Source organism: Parafrankia soli (assembly GCF_001854695.1).
In the GTDB taxonomy this organism is placed as follows: domain Bacteria; phylum Actinomycetota; class Actinomycetes; order Frankiales; family Frankiaceae; genus Parafrankia; species Parafrankia soli.
Window position 1 is genome coordinate 58,926 of sequence record NZ_MAXA01000224.1, and the last position, 25,931, is coordinate 84,856.

Here is a 25,931-nt window from a genome sequence, read left to right on the forward strand (position 1 = left end):
GCTCAGTCGGGCTCGGCGGCGGTCGCGCGCAGCCGATTCCGGCGTCGCACGACGACCCACAGGCCCATGAGCCCGAGCACGAAGCCGACCGCCGCCGTCGCGATCCACCAGAGCCGGCCATCCGCCCGCAGATCGTCGGCGAACGGGATCATGACCAGTAGGGCGATCAGCCACATGACGGTGCCGACCGCGACGGAGCGGACACCGTCGTAGGGCAGCGGACGCAGTTCCACCACGTCCGGCTCGGCCTTGTCACCCGCTTGTGTGCTCATCCGGGCCGACGCTACCGTCTTCAGGCCGCGCGTCCACCTCCGGCAGGTCAGCCGTCGGCGGGCCGGCGGGCGCGGGTCAGCGGCCGGCGGTCAGGGGGAGGTCGCCGCGGTCGAGCCACTCCGCGAAAGAGGATCCCGTCAGCTGGCCGAGTAGGGCGATGTCGTCCCGGAACCGGTCGAGGACCTGTTCGCGCAGGCCGGGCGGTGGCGGCGGACCCGGCCTGAGGCTGCGCCGCAGCTCGGCCAGCACGGCGTCCATCGGATCGACGGCCGCCGGGACCGCCTCCCTGACAACGCGCGTCGTGCCGGGATCGATTGTCGCCGGCGCGAAAATCCGGCTGTCGCACCCGAAACCGGCCGCCGGGTCGACCGCCCCGACGAATCCGCAGACGCGGCGCAGCACGGCCGCGGGTTCGAGGACCAGGTCCCGGTAACGCACCAGCAGCACCTGGCTCGGCGGAAACAGGGTGTACAACCGCCGCAGCTGGACGCCGTACCTCCCGAGCTCGGCGTACCGCCACCTGCGACTCCAGCCGGCCGCGCACCGTTCCTCCTCGGCGTCGAGCGCCTCGATCAGGGTCGGCAGCGGTTCCAGCCCGGTCCTTCGGTGCGCGAGCCAGTTCGCGTAGGCGCGCTCCACCGGGTCACGCAGGACGGCGATCATCCGCAGGTAGGGCAGGAGCTCGTGCATCCGCCGCTGGGCGGAGAACTCGGCAAGGTAGTAAGGAGTGCTCTCACCGCGCGGACGACGCCCGTCACCACCCCGGAACAACGTCTCATAGTCCGAAAGGCACCAAATGTAGTTCTCGCTGGTTAGGCCAGCACCGCCCGCGGCCCGAGATCCCCCGGTGCCAGCGAGGTCACCGGAGCCACCGGGGCCGGAGAGACCGGTGGGGCTGGCGGAACCGCCGAGACCAGGATGGCCGGCAGGGCCAACGGGACCGCCGGAGCTGGCACCGCCGCCGTGGCCGGGGGGGCTGGCGTCGTCCCGGGGACGTCCGGAGGTCAGGAAGTAGCCCGGTTCCGCCACGGGGGACATCGCCAGGCCCAGGTGGCGGGTGAGCGCGGCGTGCAGGCTCGGCGTCCCGGCTTCGGGAGCCCCGATGACGACGAAATCAGGCAGCGCCATGCCGGCCCTCCTCCCGGGCGGAAAAACACGCGCACACCAAGAGTATAGCCCATATTCTCTACCAATTAAGTAGACAATATGACCGCACGTAGCGAAAGTGTGGCGACTGAGTGAGTCCATGGACTCACTCAGTCGCCACACTTCGTCGGAGCTCCGCCCGACCCGGAGTTATCGGGGGGCTTATAGGGGGATTATTTCTATTTGTTGGGATTGATGGTGCCGTAGGCGCCGTTGTGGTAGATGAGGGGCTGGGACTGGCGGTGGGAGCGGGTTTCCAGGACTTCGGCGATCATCAGGTGGTGGTCGCCGGCGTTCAGCCGGGAGTGGATGCGGGTCCGTAGCCACACGGCCGCGTCCACCAGCAGTGGCTCGCCGGTGGGCAGGCTGCGCCAGCGGGTCGGTTCCGCGAACCGGTCGATGCCCGAGGTCGCGAACCGCGCGGCGAGCTCCTGCTGGCCGTCCGAGAGCAGGTGGACGACGAGGGTGCCGGCGGCGAGCAGCGCCGGCGCGCTCGACGACGTCGCGGACAGGGACAGCGACAGCAACGGCGGATCCGCGGAGAGGGAGGCGACCGACGTCGCGGTGAAGCCGACCGGACCCCGGGGACCGATCATCGTCACGACGGTGACCCCGGCCGCGTGCCGGCGGAACGCACTGCGCAGCGCCGCCGGGTCGACCGCCGCCGCCGACTGCGGCGCCGCCGGCACCGGAACCGGTGCGGGAGCCACCGAGACCGAGGGCACCTGGGACAACGGGGACGCCTGTTCCGGTGCTGGAGCCGTCCGTGGCTGGTCCGGGTGCGGCGAGGGGTCGCGGCCGAGGGTGTCGAGCGTCATCGAGCCGTCTCCACGAGGTCGTTTTCCACCCGGACGTCCTGGGCGAAGAGCGCCGTCCCGGTGTGTGCGGCGACGCTGGCGCGAAGCACGGGGGCGTGCGAGACAACCCAGGAGTCGACCACGATGTCCAGGTCCGGGAGCTGCTCCTCGATTACCGCGAACGACCGGGCGGGGACGGTCGCGCCCAGTTCCACGAGGACCGGGCGCAGGTAGAGCTCCCCGGCCACCGAGTGGTCCGGCGCCGCCGAGATGACCACCGGTACGGCGGTCGCCCCCCGCAGCGCCCCACCGGGCAGCAGGTCCAGGAACGACTTGAGCAGACCGGTGTAGCTGCCCTTGTAGACCGGCGACGCGACGATCAGCAGATCCGCCTTGGCCGCGGCCGTGAGGGCCGCGGCGACCCGGCCGTCGTCGGCGAAGAGGTACCGGGCCAGCGTGGAGAGATCGATGATCTCGATGCTCGCGACCGGCAGCTCGTCCGCGATCCGCTCCGCGAGGAAGCGGGCGAGGGTCAGCGTCCGGGAGCCGGGCCGTGGGTTGCCGATGATGACGACGAGGCGCGGCGAAGCGGGAGATGTGGTCTGTGGCATGAGCGGCCTTCCGGTCAGGATGGACGTCGCGGAGCGGGTTCGCTGGCTGGACTTCGCGCGAGTTCGCCCTCGTCACTCACCGTCACTCACCGTCGCCATCGCTCGTCGGCACTGTCACTTGTCATCGCTGGCACTGGTGCATTTGTCGTCGCTGGTCACCGATGGCGCGGGCGTCCGGCACCCGGGTGCGCGGGCGTTCGCGCCGGTCGGCGGAACCGTGCCGCGGGGACGGCCCGGACCGCGACCGGGAGGGTGCCGAGCCTGATCCGCCAGCCGTGCCTGGCCGCCGTGCGAAGCCCGGCCGCCGTGGCAGGCGGGCAGCGCGCGGCAGATCCGACCGCCGGGCGATCAGGCCACGGCGGAACAGACCACAACAGGCGCACGCATCGGACGCGCGACCGGGGCGACCCACGCGCGGCGGACCGGCTTCGTCAGGAGCGGGCGGTGGCGCGACAGCGGCAGCGGGTGGCGCGACCGTAGTCGACGCAGCGCCGACGGGTGAGCAGCGGGCGGGAGGCGAACCAGGACCTGTGCGATGGCAGCGCCCGACGGGTGGGGAGAACGCAAGCTGCCACGTCGAGAACTGTGCGGAGCGCCGCTTTGTTCAGTCAAGCAGTGATAAAGTGAATCAGATCACATCATTGATCGGTTGGCGGCGATCCGCCGGCGTGTTTCCGTTGCTTCTGTGTTGAAGCCGGCCTACCTCGTGACGCGTGGGCACATCGACTTGTTGCGGGTCGCCTCCGCCGCCTGTTCGGCTTACTGACGCCGCCCGTGGCGCGCCGCGGCACGGCCCCCGCCCGCGGGCCCGCCGCCGCGATCCGGCCGCCCGCACCACGCCACCGCCCGCACCACGCCACCGCCCGCGTCCGTTGCCACGCGCATCACACCGCCACCAGCCATCCCGAAGTCCGGACGGTGACGTCCGGCGCCCCGCCGGTCCTGTCCGGCACCGGTGGACGGCGGCACGGGAGCATGCCCGAACGCGGCCCCGCCAGCGGGCGGGCGCGATGGTGCGGCGGGCGCGGCTGCTGGCCCAGGGCCGCCTCCAGCGGGCGCGTCCGCCGACGCGGTGTGCTGCCACAGACCCGACCGACCGCACCACCGACCTCAGCACCGGAGCGCCGACCCGTGAGTGACCTGCACGTTCCGTCCATTGACGATCTTGTCCCGTCCCCCGAGGAGATCGACGCCTTTCATCGGCGGCTGCATCACATCGCGCCCTGGGCGCTCGATCCCGAGACGGCGCAGACATCCGGGATGCGGCGGCTGGCGGCGGTGAGCGCGCGCACCGTGGGCTCGTCGAAGCTGTGGATGGGCCAGACGCACGTGGCGCCGGCTACCGCGTCGGCCAATCATCACCATGGTCGGTCCGAGACCGCGATCTACGTGGTCAGCGGGCATCCGGAGTTCGTCTTCCCGGCGGACGAGCTCTCGGGGGACGACACCGGCGTCGCGAGCCACGGCGGCGCGAGCGGCGCGGACGGCGGCAACGGCAGGAGCGGCGAGAACGGTGGCGGGAGCGATTCGGGCGCTCCGCCGCGGGAGATCCGTATCCGGACCTCGCCGGGGGACTACATCTTCGTTCCGCCGTGGGTGCCGCACCGCGAGGAGAACCCGGATCCCGAGCACGAGGCCCTGGTGGTGATCGCCCGCAGCACCCAGGACGCGATCGTCGTCAACCTGCCGGACCTGCGCTGGACCGGCTCCGTCCGAACGACCAGCGAGGACATCGCGGGTTGCTCGTAACAGTGACAAGGGGCTCCGGCTCCCGCCCGCTCCCCGCGAGCTCCCGGCGGCTCCTCCCGCCCCACGTCACCGCGCCCGTTCATCCCACCCGGCCCGTTCAACACACTCGTGTCATCCGACCTCGTGCCCAATCCGAATCGCCTGGAGGCGTCCGTGGCAGCCCATGCCGGCTTCGTCGCGAGTACACCCGTCAGAGGCGCCGTGGACGTCGACCGCCTGGCCTGGCAGGTCCTGGTCGACGGACGGCCGATCGACCTCACCTACCTTGAGTTCGAGGTGCTCGACTACCTCGTGCGCAACCCGGGCCGTGTGCACAGCAGGGAGGAGCTGCTGCGCGAGGTGTGGCGGCAGGATCCCGGCGCCCTCGGCGCGTCCGCCCCGCGCACCGTCGACGTCATGATCACTCGGCTACGGCGCAAGCTGGGCCGCCATCACCGGGACCACATCGAGACGGTCCGGCGGGTCGGGTACCGCTACCGGCCGGCCGGTGACGAGCCGCTCAGGTCCCACTCGCCCTCGACGCTGTAGACGGGGGACGGCCCACCGACGCTGCTCATCAGGGTCAGGGTCCGCGCCGTCCAGGCCGACGGCTTCATGATCTCGCCGAGGGTGCGGACCAGTGGTCGCAGGTCGGCGGCGGTGCCCTCGGGAACGCGGGCCAGGGTGAGGTGGGCCCGCAGCGGGCGGTCGTCGCCGCCGTCCGCGCCGGCCCGGACGGCCGCGCGGCGCACCCCCGCCGCCAGCTGCCCGAGATCGCCGGCGACCCGGACCCAGAGCACCCGGTGGCCGAAGCGGCCGGCGCCGTCGAGGCACAGCTCGGCCGGGCCGTGCCGGTGGGCGACCCGACCGAGCCGTTCGGCGAGCGCGGGCCGCGTCCCTGGCTCGACCGGCCCGAGGAACGCCAGCGTCACGTGCCACCGCGACGGATCCGTCCAGCGAAGCCGCGGCACGCCCGCCCCCACGGCGGCGGTTGCCTCGGAGACAGTGGTGGCCAACTCGCGCACCACCTCCGCCGGTGGCAGCAGCGCGACGAAGAGCCGCTGCCGGCCCGGCCTCGACTCTGGCCTGGGCCTGGGCCTGGGCCCTGATCCCGGCACCGTCACAGTGCGGCGCGGACCTGGTCGGCTGTCAGCCCGCGCCGTTCGATCAGGCGGACCGCGATGCATGACGGGTTGCTCAGCACGCCGAGCAGCAGGTGCCGCGGTTCGATGCTCTTCGCACCGTGAGCCTGTGCCACGCGCAGCGTGCGTTCGAGCGCGCGCCTCGCCTCTCCGGCGAGACGGACCGGCCCGCGGCGCCGGAACCAGGATCGCCGCGGTGGGCGGCGGGTGAGCGTGCCACCGAGGGCGCCGTTGAGCGCGCCCTCCCCGAAGCGCTGCTCGGCGGCGCGCCGCACCGCGTCGTAGTCGACCCCGATGGAGGCGAGGGCGTCGGTGTCGAGATCACGCCCACCGAAGGAGATCACCCGCGCCCCGGCGAGCTCGCCCCGCAGGGCGGCCTCGTCCAGCCCGAGCCCGGCCAGTGCCCGGCCGACCGCGCCGCCCTCGATGGCCAGGCCGAGCAGCAGGTGCGCCGTGTGCACCCGTTCGCCGGGTTCCAGGACTGCCGCGTCGACGGCCGCCCGCACCGCCCGTCTGGACTCCTCCGTGAATCGTTCGAGCACGGTCTACCTCCCCTTCCCGAAGCGACGGCCGTACTTCTTGTGGGCGGCCTGCCGGCTCACACCGAGCACGTCCGCGATCTCCTGCCAGGACCAGGCTCTGCTCCGCGCGTTGGCGACCTGGAGCTCCTCCAGGGATTCGAGCAACGCCCGCAGCGACGCGACGGCGGCGAGCCCCACCCGGGGGTCGTCGTCGGACGCCGCGCCGGCGAGCGTCGTGGCTGTTGCACTCATGGACGTCAACTTACGTTGACATCCCTGTCGCGTCAACCTTGGTTGACACACCCGTCACGACGGGCACACCCGAGCGGCGTGGCGCGTCCTGGTCACAGCGGGCTGGTTCGAGTGGGTGGTCTAGCGACGGGATCGGCCCGACCGCCCACCGGCGGACGGCAATCGGGGGCACTATCGGAGCTGTGACGACGGTCCCCGAACTGGTGGCGCCCCGCGATCCCGGCCTGTCCAGAGCCTGGCGCTCGGACCGCCGTGCCGCCCGGCGCAGGCAGYCCGACCTCCCGGTCGCGATGGCCCTGGTCACCGACGGTTCCGAACGCTCGACGGCAGACGTCCTGCGTGACGCCGGGGTCGATGTCGTGGGGCTGCTGGCGCCGGAGCCGCTGGAGTCGCTGGCCTGGGCCGCCGAGGCGAAGGCCCCGCGCGCCTACAGCGACCTGATCGCCCTGCTGTCGGACGACATCGAGGCGGTCTGCATCGAGATGTCGCCGCCGGCGTCCGACATCGTGGCCCGCCGGGCGGCCGAGGCCGGCCTGCACGTCCTGCTCGCGAAGCCGGCCACGGCCGAGGCCGAGGCGCTGCGCGCGGTGGCCGACATCGCCGAGGACGCCGATCTCGCCCACGTCGTCGCCCTGGACGGCCGGGCGTGGCCCGCGGCGTGGCACGTCCAGGCGTCGGTGCACTCGCTGGGCCGGCTGAGCCAGATCACCGTGGTCGGCGCGCCGTCCGGGCCGATCGGCCGGGCCGAGATCATCGACCTGACGCTGCGCTGGTGCGGCGAGATCCTCGCCGTGTGCGCCGATCCCGGCAGCATGCCGGCGACCACGCTCACCCCCGACGCGCCGGTCACCCTGGCCCTGCTCGCCGCCAACGGGACGACCATCCTGATCAACGAGCGGATGGGCGGGGAGATCGCCACCGCCACGGTGACCGTCTGCGGCGAGGCGGGCCGCATGGTCGTCCAGGGGCGGCGGGTCCGCCGGCAGGACGGGACGGGCGTCCGTGACCTGTGGATGCCGACGGTGCCCGCCGAGCGGCCCGGCCTGGTCGAGGCCACTTACGACGTCGTGCGGGCCACCGAGCTGGACGACCCGGCCCTGGTGCGCGGCGCGACCTTCCACGACCTGCTCACCGCGACGCGCCTGCAGGTGGCGGCCGCGGCGTCTCACAAGCGGGGTGGCTGGGTCGAGCTTTGAGCCCGCCCACGGCGAGCCCCGGCCCCGCGGGGCCGGGGCCGGCTGCCCGTGCCGCGGCGGGCGGGCGGCGCAGGTCGAACAGCGCGACGATCGCGGCGGCGAGCAGCGAGCTCACCCCACCGAGAGCGAGGCCAGCCCGCGGCCCGAACGCCTCACAGACCGCCCCGACGATCGGGGCGCCGATCGGCGTCGTGCCGATGAAGACCAGCAGGAACACGCCCATCACCCGGCCCCGCATGGCATCGTCGGTGCTCAGCTGCACCAGCGCGTTCGCCATGGTGCTGACCAGCAGCACACAGGCGCCGGTCGGGATGGCCAGCAGCGCGAACAGCCACAGGTTCGGCATCAGCCCGAACAGCGTCTCCGAGACCCCGAAGGCCGCCGTCGCGGCGATGAGCGTGGTGTGGCGGGGGACGTCCAGGCGCCGCGCCGACACGGCCGCGCCCGCGATGGAGCCGACCGCCAGCATCGCCGTGAGGAGGCCGTAGGTGGCCGCCGTCCCGCCGAACTGCTCGCTGGCCATCAGCGCGACCGTGACGGGGAAGTTCAGCCCCAGGGCGCCGACGATGCCCACCAGCAGGATGGGCGTGGCGATCTCGCGGTGCCGGACGGCGTAGCTCAGCCCCGCACGCAGCTGCCCCCGGGCCCGCTGGACGGGTCGGGCCGGCAGGAGATCCCCGGTACGGATGCGCGCCAGGCCGGTCAGCACCGCGGCGAACGACAGCGCGTTGAGGCCGAACACCCAGGCCGCGCCGGGCATGGTGCCCGCGATGCCGATGAGCCCGCCGGCCGCGGCCGGTCCGGCGATCCGTCCCGCGTTGAAGATCATGCTGTTCAGCGCGACGGCGTTCGGCAGCAGCGGGGCGCCGACCATCTCGACGATGAACGCCTGCCGGATGGGAGCGTCGAAGGAGGTCACCACGCCGAGCAGGCCCGAGAGGACGAAGAGYATCGGCATGCGCAGCGCCCCGGAAGCGATCAGCGCGCATGCGGCGACGGACAGCACCGCCGCCGAGCTCTGGGTGATCAGCAGCAACCGCAGCTTGGGGAACCGGTCGGCGACGACGCCGGCGTAGAGCCCGAACAGCAGCATCGGGCCGTACTGGAGCGCCAGGGTGATCCCCAGCTCCGTCCCGCCGCCGCCGAGGGCCAGCACCAGCCAGTCGAGCGTGGTCATGCCCATCCACGTCCCGATCAGCGAGACCAGCTGGCCGGATGCGAAGAGGCGGAAGTTGCGGACCGACAGCGACCGGAACATCCCCACGGCTACCGGACCATTCCCATGGCTACTGCGGCGTCCCCATGGTTACCGGAACATCCCCACGGCTACAGGCCGGCCAGGCGKTCCAGGATCGGGGCGGCGATCCGCAGCGCGTCGGCCTCGGCCGGGGAGAGATCCACCAGGCGCTCGGCCAGCCACTCGTCACGGCGGCGGCGGTCCGCGGCGAGCAGCTCCCGGCCGGCCTCGGTGACCTCGGCGATCACCTGCCGGCCGTCGGAGGGATGCTGACCACGATGGACGAGACCGGCCTCGGACAGGGTCGCGATCACCCGGGTCATGGACGGTGGTTGCACCCGCTCGTGCGCCGCCGCCTCACCGAGCGTCATCGGCCCATGCCGGGCGAGCGTGGCGAGCGTGGCGACCTGGGTCGGGGTCAGCGTGCTGGAGCGTTCCTGACGCATTCGCCGGGAGAGCCGCATGACCGACAGGCGCAGGGTGGACGCGAGCTCCGCCGCGCTCACGCTCTCCATTTCTCGAAAGTACTCGTTAGCATCGCTAAACTTCAAGAGCGATTAGGACGTCCATTTCACCTCGCGGCCGAGGGGGCCCGCGACCGGGAAATCGGCGCCCTCTCCGCGGCAGATCGCCCCGCCGGGACGGATGAACGAACGAACCGACCGGACAACAGGCGGGGCACACGCGCGGAGCGTCGAGAGCCGGCCACCCCCCGGTAGCGTCCGGCCCCCGACGGTCCGGGACACCCGCTCACGGCCACGCGGCGAGTCGGCTCCACTATTCACCGACACGACACAGCCCCGCTTCGGGGAGACCTCCAAGGTTGCGGGGTAGTTCCCACCTTGATGCCTGGGGGGTAACCCTCAGGCCGAAGGGCCTGGTGTGTAACCCTTGTCGAGTGAGATCGTCGCGATCGGTGGTGGCCTGAGGTGCCGCATCCGTTCCTGCCGCGGCCCCTGACCCGAATCGCCGCCAGGCACCGTTCCGCCGTCCTGACCACCGCGGGCGTCACGACGGTCGCGATCACCGTCGCGGCCCAGTGGCCGGCGTGGTCCACGACGCCGTTCGCCGCCGCGCTGAACGTCCTCGTCTCCCTCACCTTCGTCCTCACCGGGCTCCTGCTCCTGGACGAGGACGCCCTCGGCAGCGTGAGCAGCGCGTTCATCCTCGGCGGGGTGCTCTGGACGGCGTCCTGGGTGGCGACCTGGGAGGCCGGCCCGTCCGCTGTGCTCTCCTCGTTCGCCTACAACCACTTCTGGGTCTGCCTCGGCTGGGGCGTGCTTCGATACCCGTCAGGGCGTCTGCACGACACCAGTGAACGAGTGCTGCTCGGCACCGCCGTCGCGGTGATCCCGGTGGGCAACCTCGTGCTGATCGCACTGTCCCGCCCGGAGTCCTTCGGCTACGCCCCCGGCGTGTGGTGGTACGGCTCCGCGATCGACGCGGGCGTGTTCGGCATCGTCGTGCACACCCTCGACGCACTGAGCCTCGTGGTCGTCGTCGTCTTCGGCCTGGCCATCGCCCGGCGCTACCGGCGGGCCTCCGCGCTGGAGCGGCGCACCCTCGGGCCGGTCTCCCTCTGCGTGCTCACCGCCTTCACCATCGCCGCGGTGGTGAACCTGTTCGTCTACTACCCGCAGGGCGCCGAGGTCGATCCGGTCTTCATCCCGATAGCGCTGGCGTTGTTCGCCATCCCGGTGGCCTTCGCCGTGGCCGCTGTGCGCCGCCATCTCGCCCGGGCCCGCATCGCCCAACTGCTGAGCGGGCTGAGCACGCCGCCGACGCCGGCGGCCGTCCGCGAGGTGCTGCGGGCGGCGGTCGGCGACGACAGCGCGGAGCTCTACCTGTGGATGCCCGAACGCGGCTTCCACGTGAACGCCGACGGCCTGCCGGCCGTCCCGCCCGCGGCGGGAGGCACCCAGCTCGCGCTGCCCGTCCACACCACGGCCGGCGCGCCGCTGGCCGTGCTCTCCGCGCACTCGTCGCTGGAACGCGACCGCGACCTGGTCGCGGTCGCGCTGAACGCCAGCGCCATCGCGCTGGAGAACGCGCGGCTGCACGCCACGGTGACCACCCAGCTCGACACCGTCCGCGCGACCCGGACCCGACTCGTCGAGGCCGGGCTCGCCGAGCGCCGGCGGATCGAGCGCGACCTGCACGACGGCGCGCAGCAGCGGCTGCTGGCGCTCTCGGCCCGGCTCGGGCTCGCCCGGGAGCAGTCCACCGACCAGGCCACCGTCGCCGCCCTCGATGGAGCCCGGGAGGACCTGCGCGCGGCGCTCGCCGAGCTGCGCGGACTCGCCCGCGGCATCCATCCGCCCGCGCTGAGCGAGAGCGGACTGAAAGCGGCACTCGAGAACGTCACCGAGGCGCTTCCTGTGGATGTCGACCTTGATGTGCCTGACGATCGATTCGATACCACGCTGGAGACCACGGCGTACTACACCGTGAGCGAGGCTCTGGCGAATACCGTCAAACACGCGGATGCCAGCCATGTGCGGGTAACGGTCAAAATGCTCGGCGRCCAGTTCCTCATCCAGGTGACCGACGACGGGAAGGGCGGTGCGACCATCAGCGACGGCGGCGGAATCGCCGGCCTCGGCGACCGGGTCCGCGCACTCGGCGGCGAGTTCACGCTGTCGAGCCCGCAGCGCTGCGGCACCCGGCTGACGGCGAGCATCCCGTGGAGCAGCGACGCACGAGGTGGGTGGTGACATGCGGGTAGCGATAGCGGACGATTCAGCGCTGTTCCGGGAAGGCCTCGCGATGCTGCTCAACGCGGCAGGCGTGCAGGTCATCGCGCAGGCCGCCGAACCGGACAAGATCCTCGCACACATCGCCGACGAACCTCCCGACGTCGTCATTCTCGACATGCGCATGCCGCCGACCTTCACCAACGAGGGGCTCGTCACCGCCGAGCGGATCCGTGGCCTGCACCCCGGGGTCGGCGTCCTGGTGCTCTCCACCTACGCGGACATCCGCTACGCGGTCCGCCTGCTGGGCGACGGACGCGGCGGCACCGGCTACCTCCTCAAGGACCGCGTCGAGGATGTCGGCAACCTCCTCGACGGCCTGCGCCGGATCGCGGACGGCCGTCTCGTCGTGGACGAGGAGATCGTCGCCGGCCTGCTCACCCACCGCCGCAAGGCCGAGGCCCTCGACCGACTCACCAAGCGGGAGCGCGCCGTCCTGCGGGAGATGGCGGAGGGCCGCTCCAACGCCGGGATCGCGGTACGCCTGCACCTGGCCGCGAAGACGGTGGAGAACCACGTCGCGAGCGTGTTCACCAAGCTCGAGATGCCGGTCTCCGGCGACGACAACCGCCGGGTGCTCGCCGTACTCGCCTGGTTGCGGTCGTCGGGCGGCGTCGTCCCGCGCTCGCCGGAGGGCCCGCCAGCGCCGTAGAGTCCGCCGCCGTAAGGTCCCAGCGTGTTCGGATTGATCCGGCCATGCCGGGGTCGTCTCGGTGCCGCGGCGCACGAGCTCTGGTCGGCGCACCTCTGCGGGCTGTGCCTGGCGCTGCGGGCCATGCGGACGGCGCGGGTCGTCACCGCCGAGGATCCGGGAATCACCCTGGCGGCCTCGGCGTCACTGGCCGCGGCGGCGGCACGCATCCACGACCACGCCCGGGACGGCGACGGCCTGGCCGGCACCCGGCTGTTGCGCGCCGGCGCCGCTCGCGCCGCGGGCGCGGCCGACCGCGCCGCCGACGAGAGGGCCGGGCACTGGAACCCGCTGACCGCCAGCGGCACCACCGACGCCGCGGCGCGGTCGCTGTGCCTGGACGCGCTGACCGGGCTGCGCCTGGCGGTCGACGAGCTCACGCTGGTCCCGTCCGCGGACGCGGCGCTGTTGCGTGTGCTCCTGGTGGACGAGCTCACGCATTCGGTGACCCGCACGTTCGCCGGTACCGCGCCGGCGGAGGGTGACGGCTGGTGGCGCCGCCGGCGAGCACGGCGCCGGGCGCGCCGCGAGCACGGCGGCAGGAGAGCTGGTGCGAACGCTGCGGAGACTGCTGCGATGCGTGTGAGGTCTGCGACTGCGACTGTGGGTGCTGAGATCGCGGTTGATCCCGGGACCGGTCGGTCACGGCTGGCACCCCCGGCCGGCACCCCCGACCGATGATGTGTGACCAATCTCGCTAAATTGGCGGCCGCCGTTGGTGTTGGCCGGGCCTGGTCTCCCCGGGACACCTCTGACAGCCGCGACCGGCGCGTCCGAACGGGCCCAAATCAGGCTGTCCCTTACCAGGAGGGGCAACGATGATGCCACCCGCAGGTAGGAGGCATAGAGGGTGGCACAGCACACGTGGGACGGAGGCCACCGATCACGCGCATGTGATGGCCCGAACCGCGAGACTTGGGGACAACCGAACCAGTGAACCGGCGAGAGCGCTCCGAACCGGGCGCGCGCCCGAAGGTGGCCGACGCCGTCACCCGGCAGTGCCATGGCGAGAGGAGCCCGGCGTGACCGAGCAGGTCAGTAGCCTGACTGTCACCGACAACCGCACCGGTCGGACGTACGAGGTACCGGTGGCTGACGGCACGATCCGCGCCAGTGCGTTCCGTGCCATCAAGGTCGATGACGACGACTTCGGTCTCATGGCGTACGATCCCGCCTTCACCAACACGGCCAGCTGCCGCAGCGCGATCACCTACATCGACGGTGACGCCGGCATCCTGCGCTACCGCGGTTACCCGATCCAGGAGCTGGCTGAGAAGAGCAGCTTCCTCGAGGTCGCCTACCTGCTGCTGGCCGGCGAGCTCCCCACCTCGGACGAGCTCTCCACCTGGGAAGACGAGATCACGCACCACACCCTGGTGCATGAGTCGATCAAGAAGTTCATCGACGGCTTCCACCACGACGCCCACCCGATGGGCATGCTCGTGTCGACCGTCGGCGCGCTGTCGACCTTCTACCCGGACGCCAAGACGATCGACGACCCCGGCCTGCGCCGGCTGCAGATCGTCCGGCTCATCGCGAAGATCACCACCCTGGCGGCGTTCTCCTACCGGCACTCGGTCGGTTTCCCGTACGTCTACCCGGATAATGATCTTTCGTACGCCGGCAACTTCCTCAACATGATGTGGAAGGCCACCGAGCTCAAGTACGAGCCGGACCCGAACCTCGAGCACGCCCTCGACGTGCTGTTCATCCTGCACGCCGACCACGAGCAGAACTGCTCCGCCAACGCGATGCGGGCCGTCGGCAGCTCCCAGGCCGACCCGTTCTCCGCCGCGGCCGCGGCGATCGCCGCGCTCTACGGCCCGCTGCACGGCGGTGCCAACGAGCAGGTCCTGCGGATGCTCGCCGACATCGGCTCGGTCGAGAACATCCCCGCCTTCATCGCCCAGGTGAAGGACGGCAAGAAGAAGCTCATGGGCTTCGGCCACCGGATCTACAAGAACTACGACCCGCGGGCCCGGGTGATCCGCCAGGTCGCCGACGAGGTCTTCAAGGTCACCGGGACGAACCCGCTGCTCGACCTCGCGATGGAGCTCGAGCGGATCGCCCTCGAGGACGAGTACTTCATCTCGCGCAAGCTCTACCCGAACGTGGACTTCTACACCGGCATCATCTACCAGGCCATGGGCTTCCCGGTGGAGATGTTCCCGGTGCTGTTCGCGATCGGCCGGATGCCGGGCTGGCTGGCCCAGTGGGAGGAGGGCCTGCTCGACCCCGAGCAGAAGATCGCCCGTCCGCGCCAGCTCTACATCGGCTACGACGAGCGCCCCTACGTCCCGATGCACGTCCGCTCCGCGGCCACGGACGCCGAGACCGACCCGATCGCCGCTCAGGCCGCGCAGGCCGCCCCCAGCCGCCCGCTGCGCTGACTTTTTCAGTCAGTCAGGGTTTTTTCAAGGGCCAGGGCGCGACGGCCGTTGGCAGTGCCGTCGCGCAGGACTAGCTCTCCACCGGCCCGCACACGTTCCACGGACCCGGGTGCCCCGCTCCCGGGTCCGTGGCGTTCGGGCCCGTCCCCACTCTCGCCCTTTGGTATCTCCCTCGCCGTTTCGGGGGGTCGATGTCGGCGGATTCCATTCCGAAAGGGCGAGAACGAAACCAAAGGGCGAGCAGGCTGGCTGAAATGCCCGACTCGATCCGTCATATCTGGAGCCAGTGATTACCCGGCCGGAGTCCCGGAGCCGGCTCTGCCAAGCGATCGGGCCGAGGAGACACGTTGTCTCCTCGGCCCGATATCAGCACTCAGGTGCCAACCTCACGGCCGAACGCGTCGGCCCCGGGAGGCGGCCCCGTCCCGGCTACAGGCGCTCGACCACGTGGTCGATGGCGCTGGTCAGGGTCTCGACGTCCGACGGCTCGACCGCGGGGAAGCAGGCCACCCGGAGCTGGTTGCGTCCGAGCTTGCGGTAGGGCTCGACGTCGACCACGCCGTTGGCGCGCAGCACCTTGGCCACCGCGGCGGCGTCGACGCCCTCGAAGTCGATCGTGACGACGACCTGCGAGCGGTGCGCCGGGTCGGTGACGAACGGCGTCGTGTACGGCGTCTTCTCGGCCCAGTTGTACAGGATCGAGGAGGACTCTCCGGTGCGGCGCACACACCAGTCCAGGCCGCCGTTGCCCAGCATCCAGTCGAGCTGCTCGGCGAACAGGAACAGCGTGGACACGGCCGGGGTGTTGTAGGTCTGGTCCTTCGTGCTGTTGTCCAGCGCGGTCGTCAGGTCCAGGAAGGGCGGGATCCAGCGGTCCGTCGCCGCGATCTCGCCGAGCCGGGCGATCGCCGCCGGCGACATCAGGGCCGCCCAGAGCCCACCGTCGGAGGCGAAGCACTTCTGCGGCGCGAAGTAGTAGACGTCCACCTCGGTGAGGTCGACGGGCAGGCCGCCGGCGCCCGAGGTGGCGTCCACCAGGTGCAGCGCGCCCGCGTCGGCGCCGACTGGGCGGCGCACCGGCCGGGCCACGCCGGTGGACGTCTCGTTGTGCGGCGTGGCGTAGACGTCGACGCCGGGCTCGGGAGCCCAGTCCGGGTGGGTACCCGGCTCGGACCTGACCACCGACGGCGCGGCCAGGAACGGGGCGCCCTTGGTGGTGTCGGCGAACTTGCCACCGAACTCGCCGAAGACCAGGTGCTGGGAGCGCTCCCGCACCAGGTTGAAGGCGGCGGCGTCCCAGAACGCGGTGGCGCCGCCGATCCCGAGGACCACCTCGTAGCCCTCGGGAAGGGAGAACAGGTCGGCCAGCCCGGTGCGGACCCGTCCGACCAGGTTCTTCACCGGCTTCTGCCGGTGCGAGGTGCCGAGGAGGGAGGCCCCGCTCGCGGCGAGAGCCTGCACGGCTTCGGTGCGGACCTTGGAGGGCCCGCAGCCGAACCGACCGTCGACCGGGCGCAGTGAGTCCGGCAGGACGATCGTCGGGGCGTCAGGCATGGACATCCCCCAGCGGCCTCGGCGCGGGGCCGACGTAGCGGGCGGACGGGCGGATGAGCCGGCTGGTGCGCTGCTGCTCCAGGATGTGAGCGCTCCAGCCCGCGGTGCGGGCACAGGTGAACATGGACGTGAACATATGAGCCGGCACCTCGGCGAAGTCCAGCACCACGGCCGACCAGAACTCGACGTTCGTCCGGAGGGGGCGGTCCGGGTAGCGGTTGGTCAGCTCCTCGATCGCGGCCGCCTCGAGGGCCTCGGCCACTTCGTACCGGGTCGATCCCAGGTCGCGGGCGGTGCGGCGGAGCACACGGGCGCGCGGGTCCTCGGCGCGGTAGACCCGGTGCCCGAAGCCCATGAGGCGCTCCTTGCGGTCCAGGGCGCGGCGGACGTAGCCGACCGGGTCACCGGTGCGCTCGACCTCGTCCAGCATCGCCAGCACGCGGGACGGCGCCCCGCCGTGCAGCGGCCCGGAGAGCGCGCCCACGGCCGCGGACAGCGCCGCGGCGACGTCCGCCCCGGTGGAGGCGACCACGCGGGCGGTGAAGGTGGAGGCGTTCAGGCCGTGCTCGGCGGCGGACACCCAGTAGGCGTCGACGGCCTGGACGTGCTTGGGGTCCGGCTCGCCGCGCCAACGGATCATGAACCGCTCGGTGATGGTGCGGGCGCGGTCGACCTCCTTCTGCGGCACGGCGGGCTGCCCGAGGCCGCGAGCCGCCTGCGCGACGAAGGAGAGTGCCATCACCGATGACCGGGCGAGGTCCTCACGGGCCTGCTCGGGGGCGATGTCGATCAACTGGCCGAAGCCCCAGTACGGGGCGAGCATGGCCAGCGCGCTCTGGACGTCCACCCGGATGTCGCCGGAGTGCACCGGCAGCGGGAACGGTTCGGCCGGCGGCAGTCCGGGTTCGAACGACCCGTCGACGAGCAGGCCCCATACGTGGCCGTAGTCGACCTTGCCGACGAGATCCTCGATGTCGACGCCGCGGTAGCGCAGCGCGCTGCCTTCCTTGTCCGGCTCGGCGATCTCGGTCTCGAAGGCGATCACGCCCTCCAGGCCCGGCTTGAAATCGCTTGTCTTCTCGGCCATCGAGTCCGGATCTCCGCTTCTGTCTCGGCCGGCCACGGGACGGGCCCTGCCGGGACCGGCCGACCGCGGCAACCGCGTGGCCGGCCAAGCTGCACGCCGACACAGCGGTCGTCGTGCCGTCCCGTTCCGCCGCTGTCCCGATACGCCGGATTCGCCCGTCGTTCGGTCGTCTCTCGCGCCCCACAGTCCTGCCACGACAGTCCTGCCACGACAGCTCTKTCCTGCCACGACAGTCCTGTGTTAACGGCGCAATCGTCCGTCTGCATCCTGCCCTGTCAGACACGGCAACGCCACCGGACGGGGCGTGATGAGTCGCGTTCCGCACGGCCCGKCATCGCCTGTGCCGGGGCGGTTGCCGTGGTTTCGACCGATCACCTGGAGCAGGACCGTCCGAGGTGATGCCAGTCACATCGACGCAGGGTGCCACCGGGCTGCCAGGATCGGGGCATGGCCGCCCATCCGCCCGTGCACGACCCGCCCGTGCACGACCCGCCCGTGCCCGACCCGGCTGTGCAGCGGCGCGGCTACCACCCGGGCCGGTTCGACGAGCGGATGCTCGCTCCGACATGGCTCGAACAGTTTCAGGAATGGTTCACCGACGCCTCGGCCCCGGGGGCGGGGATCCGCGAGCCCAACGCGATGATCTTCTCCACCGCTGACGAGGCCGGACGGCCGAGTTCCCGCACCGTCCTGATGAAGGGGTTCGACGCACGCGGATTCACGCTGTTCACGAACTACACCTCGACGAAGGCCCGCGAGGCCGCGGCGAATCCGTACGGGTCGTTGCTCTTCCCGTGGTACCCACTGGAACGCCAGGTGATCGTCGCTGGTTCGATTGAACGCGTGTCACGGGCGGAGAGCGAGACCTATTTCCGGTCCCGGCCGCGGGGATCTCAGCTCGGGGCGTGGGCGAGCCACCAGTCCCAGGTGATCGACTCGCGCGCGGTACTCACCGAGCGGCTCGCCCGGCTGGGACAGAGGTGGCCGGCCACCGAACCGGTGCCGGCTCCCCCCTTTTGGGGGGGACTGCGGCTCGTCCCGACCTCGATCGAGTTCTGGCAGGGGCGCCCGGACCGCCTCCACGACCGTCTGCGCTATCGCCTAACCACTCTCCGTCGATCCTCCGGCACCACACCGGACGCCGGGCCGGGCGACGCACCGAGCAGGCCCGCCGACGCCCTGGGATGGGTCATCGAGCGCCTGGCGCCCTGAAGGCGGGCGAACCGGTCCATATCGTCACAGCGTCCGAAATGCCAGCACTGTCATTCCAGGGTGACGGGCCGGCGGGCGCGCGGCCGCGATCCCGATTTGGCGACGGAGGCACGACACCGCCGGGGCGATACGCGATTAACACTGACGAACACCCAACGTTCCCGCTACGCCAGACCCGCCCACCTCGTGACGAACCAGGCATTGGTACCTTCCTGCGTGCAGTCATAACTGATCGGCAAACGCTGATCCGCGCCCTGCGTCGACGCGCCGCCCTCCGGCCCGTCGACGCTTCGGCGGGCGCCGACGGCGGGTGTCGCGGCGACCCGTCACAGTCGAGGGAGACGGATTCATGCGGATCACAAGAATGCGGGCCATGGCGGCCGGCGTTCTCGGCGCGGCCCTGATCTCAGTGGCCACGCCGGCCTCAGCAACCACACCGGAACCGACCCCGACGACGAGCGCCACTCCGACCGCGACGCCGACCCCGGACACGACCGGCGACATTCTCGGCGGCGCCCCGACGCCCACCGGCACTCCGACAGCCGAGGCCACGGCGAGCCTCGACCCGAGCGCCACGCCGAGCGTCGACCCCTCCGCCACAGCCAGCGCGGACCCGAGCGCGACCCCCGGCGTCGACGTGACCACCACGACGACCGGCACGCCCTCGCCCACCCCGAGCTCGGGGACGGGCGACCCCATCCTCGACGGGTTCCTGTCGCTGCTGCCCTTCAAGGTGCCGCTCGACAAGGAGATCGACGGCATCGAGGACTTCGACGTGAACCCGCTCGTCCTGACCTTCACCTGCGGCGCCCCGGGCCCTGAGTGGACGCTGCGGAACACCTCCGACAAGGCCCTCGGCTTCGGCTGGTTCGACACCAGCCTCGGCGCCGGGATCTCGGAGATCGGCCCCGGCCAGAGCCTGCCGCTGCAGACCCACGCGATGGCGGTCATCGCCTCCCCGTGGGACGCCGAGACCGGTTACCTCCTCGTGACCGTTCCGACCGTGGGCGTCTCGGACTGCGCCGGGACGGCCCCGCCGGTCGACCCCCAGGTCTCGCTCCCCGTCGCCGACCCGGCCGTGGCTACGGCGGTGCGGGCCGAGCCTTACTACACGAGATGACCAGCGGCGCCGGCATGACCACCCACGTCGCGACTCCTCGCCACGACGCGACGTCCAACCGCGGCCCGCTGCCCGGCCACGATCCGGCACCGGGTGGTGACAGTCTGGCCGAGGAGCGCCGGCCGGGACGTCGCGGTCTGGCCCGGGTGGGCACGGCGGCGCTGGCCGTCGTGCTCGGCGGCGTGATCCTCACCGGCTGCGGCGGGGACGACTCGACCGCGGCGTCCGGCCAGGTCCCGGAGCCGGTGCGCAGCCAGCTCGCCGCCGTCGCCGGCCTCGGGCAGGGCGCGAGCACCGTCGTGACCGCCACCGGCGCGAGTGTCGACGTCTACCAGGCGCCGAACGCGGCGAAGCCGACGTCCAGCCTGTCGAACCCGAACGAGAACGGCGCGCCGCGGGTCTTCCTCGTCCAGGCGAAAATGCCGGGCTGGTGGCAGGTTCTGCTGCCCGTCGAGCCCAACGGGAGCTCGGGCTGGGTGAAGGCCGAGCAGGTGACGGCCAGCCAGACGCCCTACCGGATCGTCGTCGCCCGCGGTGCGCACAAGCTGCGGCTGTACAGCAACGACAAGATGATTGCGGAAGAGTCGGTGGCGATCGGCACCACCGACACCCCGACGCCCGGCGGGCGCTTCTTCCTGATGGAACTGCTGAAGCCCAGCAACCCGGGCGGCCCCTACGGGCCGTACGCCTTCGGGCTCAGCGGCTTCTCCACCAGCCTGGACTCGTTCGGCGGCCGGGACCCGGTGATCGGCATCCACGGGACGAACGAGCCCGGTTCGATCGGCCGGGACGTCAGCCACGGCTGCATCCGCCTGAGCAACGACGCGATCACCCGACTGGCCCAGACCGTCCCGCTGGGGACACCGGTGGAGATCATCGCCTAGGGCCTGATCTGGTCTTCTCCGTGCCGCGGGTCGCGGGACCGCGTGGGGCGGCGCAGCGTGGCGCCGCCCTGCATGCTGCGCGGGGCCGGCCTGGCCCTGCGCGATCGCTCGTCCGATCTCTTGAGTCCGCAGGCTTGCGGGCGGGATCGCCTCGGGCCGCGACCGTGTGGCCCAGCGCCCCCTCCGAGCGCGGACAGACACGGCCGCGACCTCCGTGACGCGCCGGTACGGGCTGCCCTCCACATCCCGCACCGGCGCGACCACGTCCGGCGGAGCCCGTCACCTCCCCACCGGTCGGACGGGCGAGGAGTCGAGCCCGCCGTCTCCCTGCCCACGTCAAGGGTGGCCAATCCCCGCGGCGGGAACTGGCGGTCCACAGAATCGGGCGCTGTCGGATAACCGACACGACCTTCACTTGCGGCACGACCAGTCGGCCCGATAGTGGGGCGAACCTGGCGATCCGCCGCGGACCCGCCCGGCCCGGTGGTGCCCGAGCCGGTCATGCCGGTTAAGCCGGTTAGTCGTGGTGTCGGGCTCGGGCGTGGCGGTCGAGGGCCTCCCGGCGTTCGACAGCGTGATCGACGACTGGGCGTGGGTAGCCGTTCGGCGGGCCGGCCGGGAGTTTCCACGGCTCGTGCACCGCGTCGGGCGGGAGGCCGCGCAGTTCGGGGACCCATCGGCGGATGTACTCCCCGGCGGGATCGAACTTGCGCCCCTGCGAGACGGGGTTGAAGACCCGGAAGTACGGGGCGGCGTCGGTTCCGGTGCCGGCCGTCCACTGCCAGCCGTGGTTGTTGGACGCGAGGTCGCCGTCGACGAGGCGCTCGAGGTACCAGCGGGCGCCGTGCGTCCAGTGGACGTGCAGGTCCTTGCAGACGAACGAGGCCTCGATCATCCGGACCCGGTTGTGCACCCAGCCCTCGGCGAGGAGCTGGCGCATGCCGGCGTCGACGATCGGGTAACCGGTGCGGCCCCACTTCCACGCCTCGAAGGTGTCACCGGGAGGCTCGTAGGCCAACGCGGCCAGGGTGTCGGTGAGGTCGGTCCGGGCCGACGAGGGGGTGCCGGCGAGGACGTCCGCGTAGAACTCCCGCCAGGCGAGCTCGGAGCGGAACTTCTCGGCCGAACCGGCCAGCCCGCCGCCCCCGCCAGCCGCACCGGCCCCGCCAGCGCCGCCAGCCCGGCTGGCCCCGGACCAGCCGGGTACGGCGTCTCCCGATTCGCTCGCCGTGGCCGTGGCCGTGGCCGTGCGCAGCGCGTCGAGGACGGTGCGCGGGTGGATGCAGCCCCATTTCAGGTAGGGCGAGAGGCGGGAGGTGACGGCCGCGGCCGGCTCGTCGCGGTGCGCCGCGTAGCCGGCCAGCGATTCGGTCAGGAAGGCACGCAGGCGCTCGTGTGCGGCGTGTTCGCCGGCCGGGGGTAGCTCGGTRCCCCCGAGCTCCGGATCCGCCGGGATCGGTTCGCTGCCGCCGTCGAGGTCGGCGGGCTGGAGCCAGACCGGATCCGCCGGGATGGCCGGCCCGCGCCAGCCGTGTTCCTTCCAGGCCCGGTAGAAGGGCGTGAACACCCGGTAGGACGTCCCGTCGGCCTTGCGCAGGCGGCCGGGCGCTACCGCGTAGGGCGAGCCGGTGCGCACGCACAGCCGGCCGCCGAGCTGGGCGTCCAGGTCGCGCAGGCACCGGTGGAGGAACAGCCAGGCGGACGGGACTGGACGGGCGCCGCAGCGCGTCGTCGAGGACGAAGAGAGCCAGCACCCGGCCGGACTCGGCGGCGGCGAGCAGCGCCGGGTTGTCGTCGAGGCGGAGGTCACGGCGAAGCCACCACACCGCCTGCGTCGAGGGGGGCGAGCTCATCCGACGGACGGTAGCCCGTCACCACGGGTCACCAACGGAGACCACTCCGATGTCACGCGAGGTCACGGCGTGGCATGGACCCGCGGTCAGAGGCTTCCTGCTGTGCTGTCGCGATGACGCAGGCGGTGCAGTGGGATCAGGGCGTCTCGGACGCGTGGTCACGGATCGCGCAGATCGGTCCCAAGATCCTGATCTTCGCGCTCGTCCTCACCGTCGGAGCCGTGGTCGTCCGCGGCGCGCTCCACGCCGCGGACCGGGTGCTGGAGCAGGCCGGCCTCGACGGCGCGCTCGACCGGGCCGGCGCGTCGCGGCTGCTGCGCTGCCAGACCGGGGTGATCAGGGGATGGCTGCTGCGGGTGGTGGCCGTGATCTGCCTGTTGGCCATCCTGCGTGCGGCGCTCGGGGTGTTCGGGCCGAGTCCCGCCGACCGGATGGCCGGCACGGCGCTGGCGCTGCTCGCCCGCGCGCTGCTCGCGGCCGTCATCGCGCTGCTCGGGCTGGCGCTGGCCGCCTGGGCGCGGCGCCTGGTCACCGAGTCGTTCGCCGGGCTGCGGCACGGCAACGCGCTGAGCCGGGCCGTCGCCGGGTTCGCCGTCCTCGCCTTCGGCAAGGCGGCGCTGGACGAGCTCGGCATCGGGACGTCGGTCACCACACCGCTGCTCTACGCAGTGCTCGCGGCCTGCACCGGAGTGGTGGTGGTCGGAGTGGGCGGCGGTCTCGTCCGGCCGATGCAGAGCCGCTGGGAGAAGATCCTCGACCGGGCCGAGGACGGCGCCGGAGAGGCCCGCGCCGCCTGGCACGCGAACCGGGGCGCGGCGCGGTGGGCACCGCCGAACAGCGCCGGCCAGAGCCCCCCGGGACGGCCGTCCACCCCGCCCGGCGGCACGCCCCCACCACCCGCGCCAGCCAGCCGTGACACAGCCACGCCGCCCTGCGGCACGCCCATGGCACCCCTCGGTGAGCCGGGGCCGGACCGCGGCGTGCCCGTACCCGATCCGGGTACGGCGGTGGCGCGCCGCACAGCGCCCCAGACACGCCCGCACCCGGGGCCAGCGACGGAACCGGCGGCCGTGCCCACGCCGACTCCGGTGCCGCCGCGGGCGCCGGCGCCCACACCGCGGCACCCGCCCGTCCCGCCACCGGGCGAGCGGGGAACGGCGTCCGAGCGGGGAACGGCGTCGGAGCGGCGTCGAACCCCGGCGCCGTCAGCGGTGCCCGTGCCACCGCCCCCGCCGGGAGCGCTACCGCGGGCCCCCTCGACGGCCGACGTGCCGGGACGGGTACCGTCCACGGATCCCGCACCCGCGTCGCCACGCACAACCCTGCCATCGCCGTCGGCGCTACCCGGCACGCCGCCGACATCCCCTGTTCGGGGGGAGAACCAGCTCCCTGGCGCTGTTTCCGACTGACGTGTGGGTGTGCGTTCGGCGAACTGCGACGCGCCGCGCCGCCGGGTGGGGCACTCTGGGAAGGGAAGACTTCGGGTGGCGGCGCGGCGTCGGCGCCACGCCGCACGACGGTGGGAGACACCTACGCCAGGACGCAACGCGGACAAGCAGGACCTCGCGGGGGGCGACGCCGCACCGGCGTCGAGAGATTGCGAGCGAAGGGACATCTCGGTGAACGAGCCATCCGACATGGAACGTTCACGGCTGCTCCTCGGATGGCTGGCGGCTCGCAGGGCAGTGGACCACTGCCTGTCCGATCTGCTGGCCGCCGGCCCGGCCGGCGAACGACGGGTCCGCGAATCGCTCGCGAAGGTCGACGACCTGGAGACCCGCGCGCAGGTCGCGTTCGATCGCTACCGGAGCGCGGCCGAGTCCACCGAGCCCCGCGGGCTCGGCGCGGACCGCGCCCAGGCGACGCGGATCATGGACGCGAGCACCGCCGGCTCCGGGGCGGGGGCGGCCGAGGACGGTCGTGACAGAACCAGGATCGACAGGAGCAAGTCAGACAGGGGCAAGGTCGACAGCGGGGTGTCGGCGGTCCCGAGCGGCGATCCGCGCTCGTTCGACGTCGACTCGAGGAACGTCATGCCCCTGCACGTGAACCCGCGTGGCATGGCCCCGGCCGGAAGAGAACCGACAGGTGGGGAACCGGCCGTGCCCGAGCGCTGGTCCCCACGTGACCGGCCCCGCCTGAACGTGGTGCGGGCAAATGAGAACGACCTCGCACGTATCAGCCCTAACACTAAGAGTAATCAACGACACCGTTGACGCGCGGGCCTGTGGGCGGCGCGTCAGAATACCGGTCGTGTCGGCCGCCCGCAGCCGCCGCTTCGTCGCGGTACGGCTTCTCATGTCCCTGCTCGCGGCATTGCTGGTCGTCGCCGGGTGCGGGCTCGCAGGCGGGGCCGGGCCAAGCGCCCGGCCCGGCCCGACGAGCGACGAGGGGACCATCCCCACCCCGCCGCCGACGATCGGTCCCGATGCCTTCGAGCGAAGTGGACGGGGTGGTCAGATCCGGCTGACGCTGCCGGACACGGGCACGCCGGGGCCGTACCCGCTGGTCGTGGCGCTGCACAGCCTGTACCACGATGGCACCGAGCCGCAGCACGGCTGGGGGCTCGACGCGCTCGCCCGGTCGGCCGGCTTCGCGGTCGTCTACCCCGACGGGCTGGGGATGTCCTGGAACGCGGGCACCTGCTGCGGCCCGGCCGCGGCCGCCAGCAGTGACGACGTCGGCTGGCTGCGTTCACTCATCGCGCACCTGGAGAGCAGGTACCCGATCGACCCGCGCCGGGTCAGCATCATCGGGCTGTCGAACGGCGGCATGCTGGCCTACCGCTACGCCTGCGAGCACGGGGACGAGCTCGCCGGGCTCGCGGTCGTCGCCGCCAGCCTGCAGACCTTCAACTGCACTCCGCCCGCGCCCGTAACCATGGTGTCGGTGCACGGCGGAATGGACGGCCACGTCCCGTACGCCGGCGCGCTGTGGTCCGAGGCCCTGCAGACGGGGATCACGCCCGTCGAGGTGAGCCTCGCCCCGTTCCGGGCGGTGGACGGCTGCCCGTCACCCACCCAGCCCGCCGACACCACGACCACCGGCGCGGACGGCCGTCCGATCGGCGCGACCGGAGCCCAGGTCGGGGCGGTGGACCCGGCCGGGTCCGGCACCGCCGGGCCAGCCGACCCGGCGATCATCGCCGCCGCCGGCCCCGGGCTGCTGCCCGCCACCACACCGCCGGCGGCCGGCCAGGCACCGCTCGGCCAGGCACCGCTCGGCCAGCCGCCGGCGACGGGACCGGGCGCGCCCGCTACCCAGCCGCCCGCGCCGCCCGTCCAGGCGCCGCCGGTGGCCGTCCGGCACGAGACGACCTGTTCGACGTCCGCCCGCCTCGTGCAGTACGTGCTGCCGGCGCTGGGGCACGGCTGGCCGCCGCTGACCGGCGCCGGCTCCTTCGACACGGCCGCCGTGCTGTGGGAGCTGCTGGGGCCGGCCCGCTCGGCCACCGCCGGCCCCCGGATCTGAGCGATCCCGCCCT

Annotated in this window: 25 protein-coding genes and 1 pseudogene; 14 read left to right on the top strand and 12 right to left on the bottom strand. The window is 72.4% G+C overall.

The annotated features are described in order from the left end of the window. Nucleotides 1-2 precede the first annotated feature (2 nt). The 4 genes from BBK14_RS20780 to BBK14_RS20795 form a co-directional block, all read right to left on the bottom strand. Nucleotides 3-272, bottom strand: coding sequence for a DUF2530 domain-containing protein (locus BBK14_RS20780; protein ID WP_071064927.1), 270 nt, complete (start codon nt 270-272; stop codon nt 3-5). Between the two features lie 76 nt (nt 273-348). Beyond that, nucleotides 349-1,401: a sulfotransferase family protein gene (locus BBK14_RS20785; protein ID WP_071064928.1), complete on the bottom strand. Its 1,053-nt coding sequence runs from the start codon at nt 1,399-1,401 to the stop codon at nt 349-351. 197 nt (nt 1,402-1,598) lie between these two features. Further along, nucleotides 1,599-2,237: a flavin reductase family protein gene (locus BBK14_RS20790; protein ID WP_071064929.1), complete on the bottom strand. Its 639-nt coding sequence runs from the start codon at nt 2,235-2,237 to the stop codon at nt 1,599-1,601. Then, nucleotides 2,234-2,827, bottom strand: coding sequence for an NADPH-dependent FMN reductase (locus tag BBK14_RS20795; protein WP_071064930.1), 594 nt, complete (start codon nt 2,825-2,827; stop codon nt 2,234-2,236). The genes BBK14_RS20790 and BBK14_RS20795 overlap by 4 nt, the downstream gene beginning before the upstream one ends. A gap of 685 nt (nt 2,828-3,512) precedes the next feature. Here BBK14_RS20795 and BBK14_RS42320 point away from each other — a divergent pair. The 3 genes from BBK14_RS42320 (at nt 3,513) to BBK14_RS20805 (ending at nt 5,104) form a co-directional block, all read left to right on the top strand. Beyond that, nucleotides 3,513-3,593 (top strand): putative leader peptide, encoded by an 81-nt coding sequence (locus BBK14_RS42320; protein WP_368672102.1) that lies wholly within the window; start codon nt 3,513-3,515, stop codon nt 3,591-3,593. 365 nt (nt 3,594-3,958) lie between these two features. Next, on the top strand, nt 3,959-4,576 hold the full coding sequence (locus BBK14_RS20800; RefSeq protein WP_071064931.1) for a cupin: 618 nt from the start codon (nt 3,959-3,961) through the stop codon (nt 4,574-4,576). A gap of 153 nt (nt 4,577-4,729) precedes the next feature. Next, on the top strand, nt 4,730-5,104 hold the full coding sequence (locus BBK14_RS20805; RefSeq protein ID WP_020464595.1) for a winged helix-turn-helix domain-containing protein: 375 nt from the start codon (nt 4,730-4,732) through the stop codon (nt 5,102-5,104). Here BBK14_RS20805 and thpR read toward each other — a convergent pair. From thpR to BBK14_RS20820, 3 genes are all read right to left on the bottom strand, one after another. Then, nucleotides 5,050-5,571 carry an RNA 2',3'-cyclic phosphodiesterase gene (thpR, locus tag BBK14_RS20810; protein WP_241831712.1) on the bottom strand — a complete coding sequence of 174 codons (522 nt, stop codon included), beginning with the start codon at nt 5,569-5,571 and terminating at the stop codon, nt 5,050-5,052. The genes BBK14_RS20805 and thpR overlap by 55 nt on opposite strands. 104 nt (nt 5,572-5,675) lie before the next feature. Beyond that, nucleotides 5,676-6,239 (bottom strand): Clp protease N-terminal domain-containing protein, encoded by a 564-nt coding sequence (locus BBK14_RS20815; protein ID WP_071064932.1) that lies wholly within the window; start codon nt 6,237-6,239, stop codon nt 5,676-5,678. A gap of 3 nt (nt 6,240-6,242) precedes the next feature. Beyond that, the gene (locus BBK14_RS20820; RefSeq protein ID WP_071064933.1) at nt 6,243-6,470 is read right to left on the bottom strand and encodes a hypothetical protein; all 228 of its coding nucleotides are present in this window, start codon (nt 6,468-6,470) and stop codon (nt 6,243-6,245) included. A 182-nt stretch (nt 6,471-6,652) separates the two neighbouring features. Between BBK14_RS20820 and BBK14_RS20825 the strand changes: the two genes are divergently transcribed. Further along, a complete protein-coding gene (locus BBK14_RS20825; protein WP_071064934.1) occupies nt 6,653-7,666 on the top strand; it encodes a Gfo/Idh/MocA family oxidoreductase in 1,014 nt (337 codons plus the stop codon). Here BBK14_RS20825 and BBK14_RS20830 read toward each other — a convergent pair. Both BBK14_RS20830 and BBK14_RS20835 read right to left on the bottom strand, forming a co-directional pair. Further along, nucleotides 7,599-8,924: an MFS transporter gene (locus BBK14_RS20830; protein ID WP_071064935.1), complete on the bottom strand. Its 1,326-nt coding sequence runs from the start codon at nt 8,922-8,924 to the stop codon at nt 7,599-7,601. The two genes, BBK14_RS20825 and BBK14_RS20830, sit on opposite strands and share 68 nt — an antisense overlap. 68 nt (nt 8,925-8,992) lie before the next feature. Then, nucleotides 8,993-9,418: a MarR family transcriptional regulator gene (locus BBK14_RS20835; protein WP_071064936.1), complete on the bottom strand. Its 426-nt coding sequence runs from the start codon at nt 9,416-9,418 to the stop codon at nt 8,993-8,995. A 414-nt stretch (nt 9,419-9,832) separates the two neighbouring features. On the opposite strand from BBK14_RS20835, the gene BBK14_RS20840 reads away from it, so the two are divergent. The 4 genes from BBK14_RS20840 (at nt 9,833) to BBK14_RS20855 (ending at nt 14,737) form a co-directional block, all read left to right on the top strand. Then, entirely contained in the window at nt 9,833-11,617 is a 1,785-nt protein-coding gene (locus BBK14_RS20840; protein WP_071064937.1) for a sensor histidine kinase, read from the top strand. A gap of 1 nt (nt 11,618) precedes the next feature. Then, on the top strand, nt 11,619-12,308 hold the full coding sequence (locus BBK14_RS20845) for a response regulator transcription factor (protein WP_071064938.1): 690 nt from the start codon (nt 11,619-11,621) through the stop codon (nt 12,306-12,308). A 24-nt stretch (nt 12,309-12,332) separates the two neighbouring features. Continuing rightward, complete coding sequence (locus BBK14_RS20850; protein ID WP_071064939.1) at nt 12,333-13,028, top strand: hypothetical protein; 696 nt, start codon at nt 12,333-12,335, stop codon at nt 13,026-13,028. Between the two features lie 341 nt (nt 13,029-13,369). Continuing rightward, entirely contained in the window at nt 13,370-14,737 is a 1,368-nt protein-coding gene (locus BBK14_RS20855) for a citrate synthase (RefSeq protein WP_020464604.1), read from the top strand. 429 nt (nt 14,738-15,166) lie between these two features. Here BBK14_RS20855 and serC read toward each other — a convergent pair whose 3' ends face one another. Continuing rightward, on the bottom strand, nt 15,167-16,291 hold the full coding sequence (serC, locus tag BBK14_RS20860; protein WP_071064940.1) for a phosphoserine transaminase: 1,125 nt from the start codon (nt 16,289-16,291) through the stop codon (nt 15,167-15,169). After that, nucleotides 16,284-17,378 carry a citrate synthase 2 gene (locus BBK14_RS20865; RefSeq protein WP_020464606.1) on the bottom strand — a complete coding sequence of 365 codons (1,095 nt, stop codon included), beginning with the start codon at nt 17,376-17,378 and terminating at the stop codon, nt 16,284-16,286. Before BBK14_RS20865 ends, serC begins: the two co-directional genes overlap by 8 nt. A 447-nt stretch (nt 17,379-17,825) precedes the next feature. On the opposite strand from BBK14_RS20865, the gene pdxH reads away from it, so the two are divergent. The 3 genes from pdxH (at nt 17,826) to BBK14_RS20880 (ending at nt 20,594) form a co-directional block, all read left to right on the top strand. After that, nucleotides 17,826-18,590 (top strand): pyridoxamine 5'-phosphate oxidase, encoded by a 765-nt coding sequence (pdxH, locus tag BBK14_RS20870; protein WP_071064941.1) that lies wholly within the window; start codon nt 17,826-17,828, stop codon nt 18,588-18,590. A 349-nt stretch (nt 18,591-18,939) separates the two neighbouring features. Further along, nucleotides 18,940-19,710 carry a hypothetical protein gene (locus tag BBK14_RS20875; protein ID WP_071064942.1) on the top strand — a complete coding sequence of 257 codons (771 nt, stop codon included), beginning with the start codon at nt 18,940-18,942 and terminating at the stop codon, nt 19,708-19,710. Next, nucleotides 19,707-20,594, top strand: coding sequence for a L,D-transpeptidase (locus BBK14_RS20880; RefSeq protein WP_198541367.1), 888 nt, complete (start codon nt 19,707-19,709; stop codon nt 20,592-20,594). Before BBK14_RS20875 ends, BBK14_RS20880 begins: the two co-directional genes overlap by 4 nt. A gap of 517 nt (nt 20,595-21,111) precedes the next feature. On the opposite strand, the pseudogene BBK14_RS20885 reads toward BBK14_RS20880, so the two are convergent. After that, nucleotides 21,112-22,420: pseudogene (locus tag BBK14_RS20885) on the bottom strand (cryptochrome/photolyase family protein). A 140-nt stretch (nt 22,421-22,560) separates the two neighbouring features. On the opposite strand from BBK14_RS20885, the gene BBK14_RS20890 reads away from it, so the two are divergent. The 3 genes from BBK14_RS20890 (at nt 22,561) to BBK14_RS20900 (ending at nt 25,918) form a co-directional block, all read left to right on the top strand. Continuing rightward, on the top strand, nt 22,561-23,856 hold the full coding sequence (locus BBK14_RS20890) for a mechanosensitive ion channel family protein (RefSeq protein ID WP_241831713.1): 1,296 nt from the start codon (nt 22,561-22,563) through the stop codon (nt 23,854-23,856). Between the two features lie 210 nt (nt 23,857-24,066). Next, nucleotides 24,067-24,663 carry a hypothetical protein gene (locus BBK14_RS37220; protein WP_235014736.1) on the top strand — a complete coding sequence of 199 codons (597 nt, stop codon included), beginning with the start codon at nt 24,067-24,069 and terminating at the stop codon, nt 24,661-24,663. Between the two features lie 37 nt (nt 24,664-24,700). Beyond that, on the top strand, nt 24,701-25,918 hold the full coding sequence (locus BBK14_RS20900) for a CE1 family esterase (protein WP_071064945.1): 1,218 nt from the start codon (nt 24,701-24,703) through the stop codon (nt 25,916-25,918). Nucleotides 25,919-25,931: the final 13 nt, after the last annotated feature.

What these genes read in the sequence shown, in the direction of transcription:
- BBK14_RS20780 (WP_071064927.1), bottom strand. Translation starts at nt 272, where the DNA reads ATGAGCACACAAGCGGGTGACAAGGCCGAGCCGGACGTGGTGGAACTG.
- BBK14_RS20785 (WP_071064928.1), bottom strand. Translation starts at nt 1,401, where the DNA reads ATGGCGCTGCCTGATTTCGTCGTCATCGGGGCTCCCGAAGCCGGGACG.
- BBK14_RS20790 (WP_071064929.1), bottom strand. Translation starts at nt 2,237, where the DNA reads ATGACGCTCGACACCCTCGGCCGCGACCCCTCGCCGCACCCGGACCAG.
- BBK14_RS20795 (WP_071064930.1), bottom strand. Translation starts at nt 2,827, where the DNA reads ATGCCACAGACCACATCTCCCGCTTCGCCGCGCCTCGTCGTCATCATC.
- BBK14_RS20820 (WP_071064933.1), bottom strand. Translation starts at nt 6,470, where the DNA reads ATGAGTGCAACAGCCACGACGCTCGCCGGCGCGGCGTCCGACGACGAC.
- BBK14_RS20845 (WP_071064938.1), top strand. Translation starts at nt 11,619, where the DNA reads ATGCGGGTAGCGATAGCGGACGATTCAGCGCTGTTCCGGGAAGGCCTC.
- serC (WP_071064940.1), bottom strand. Translation starts at nt 16,291, where the DNA reads ATGCCTGACGCCCCGACGATCGTCCTGCCGGACTCACTGCGCCCGGTC.
- BBK14_RS20865 (WP_020464606.1), bottom strand. Translation starts at nt 17,378, where the DNA reads ATGGCCGAGAAGACAAGCGATTTCAAGCCGGGCCTGGAGGGCGTGATC.
- pdxH (WP_071064941.1), top strand. Translation starts at nt 17,826, where the DNA reads ATGGCCGCCCATCCGCCCGTGCACGACCCGCCCGTGCACGACCCGCCC.
- BBK14_RS20875 (WP_071064942.1), top strand. Translation starts at nt 18,940, where the DNA reads ATGCGGATCACAAGAATGCGGGCCATGGCGGCCGGCGTTCTCGGCGCG.
- BBK14_RS20880 (WP_198541367.1), top strand. Translation starts at nt 19,707, where the DNA reads ATGACCAGCGGCGCCGGCATGACCACCCACGTCGCGACTCCTCGCCAC.
- BBK14_RS20890 (WP_241831713.1), top strand. Translation starts at nt 22,561, where the DNA reads ATGACGCAGGCGGTGCAGTGGGATCAGGGCGTCTCGGACGCGTGGTCA.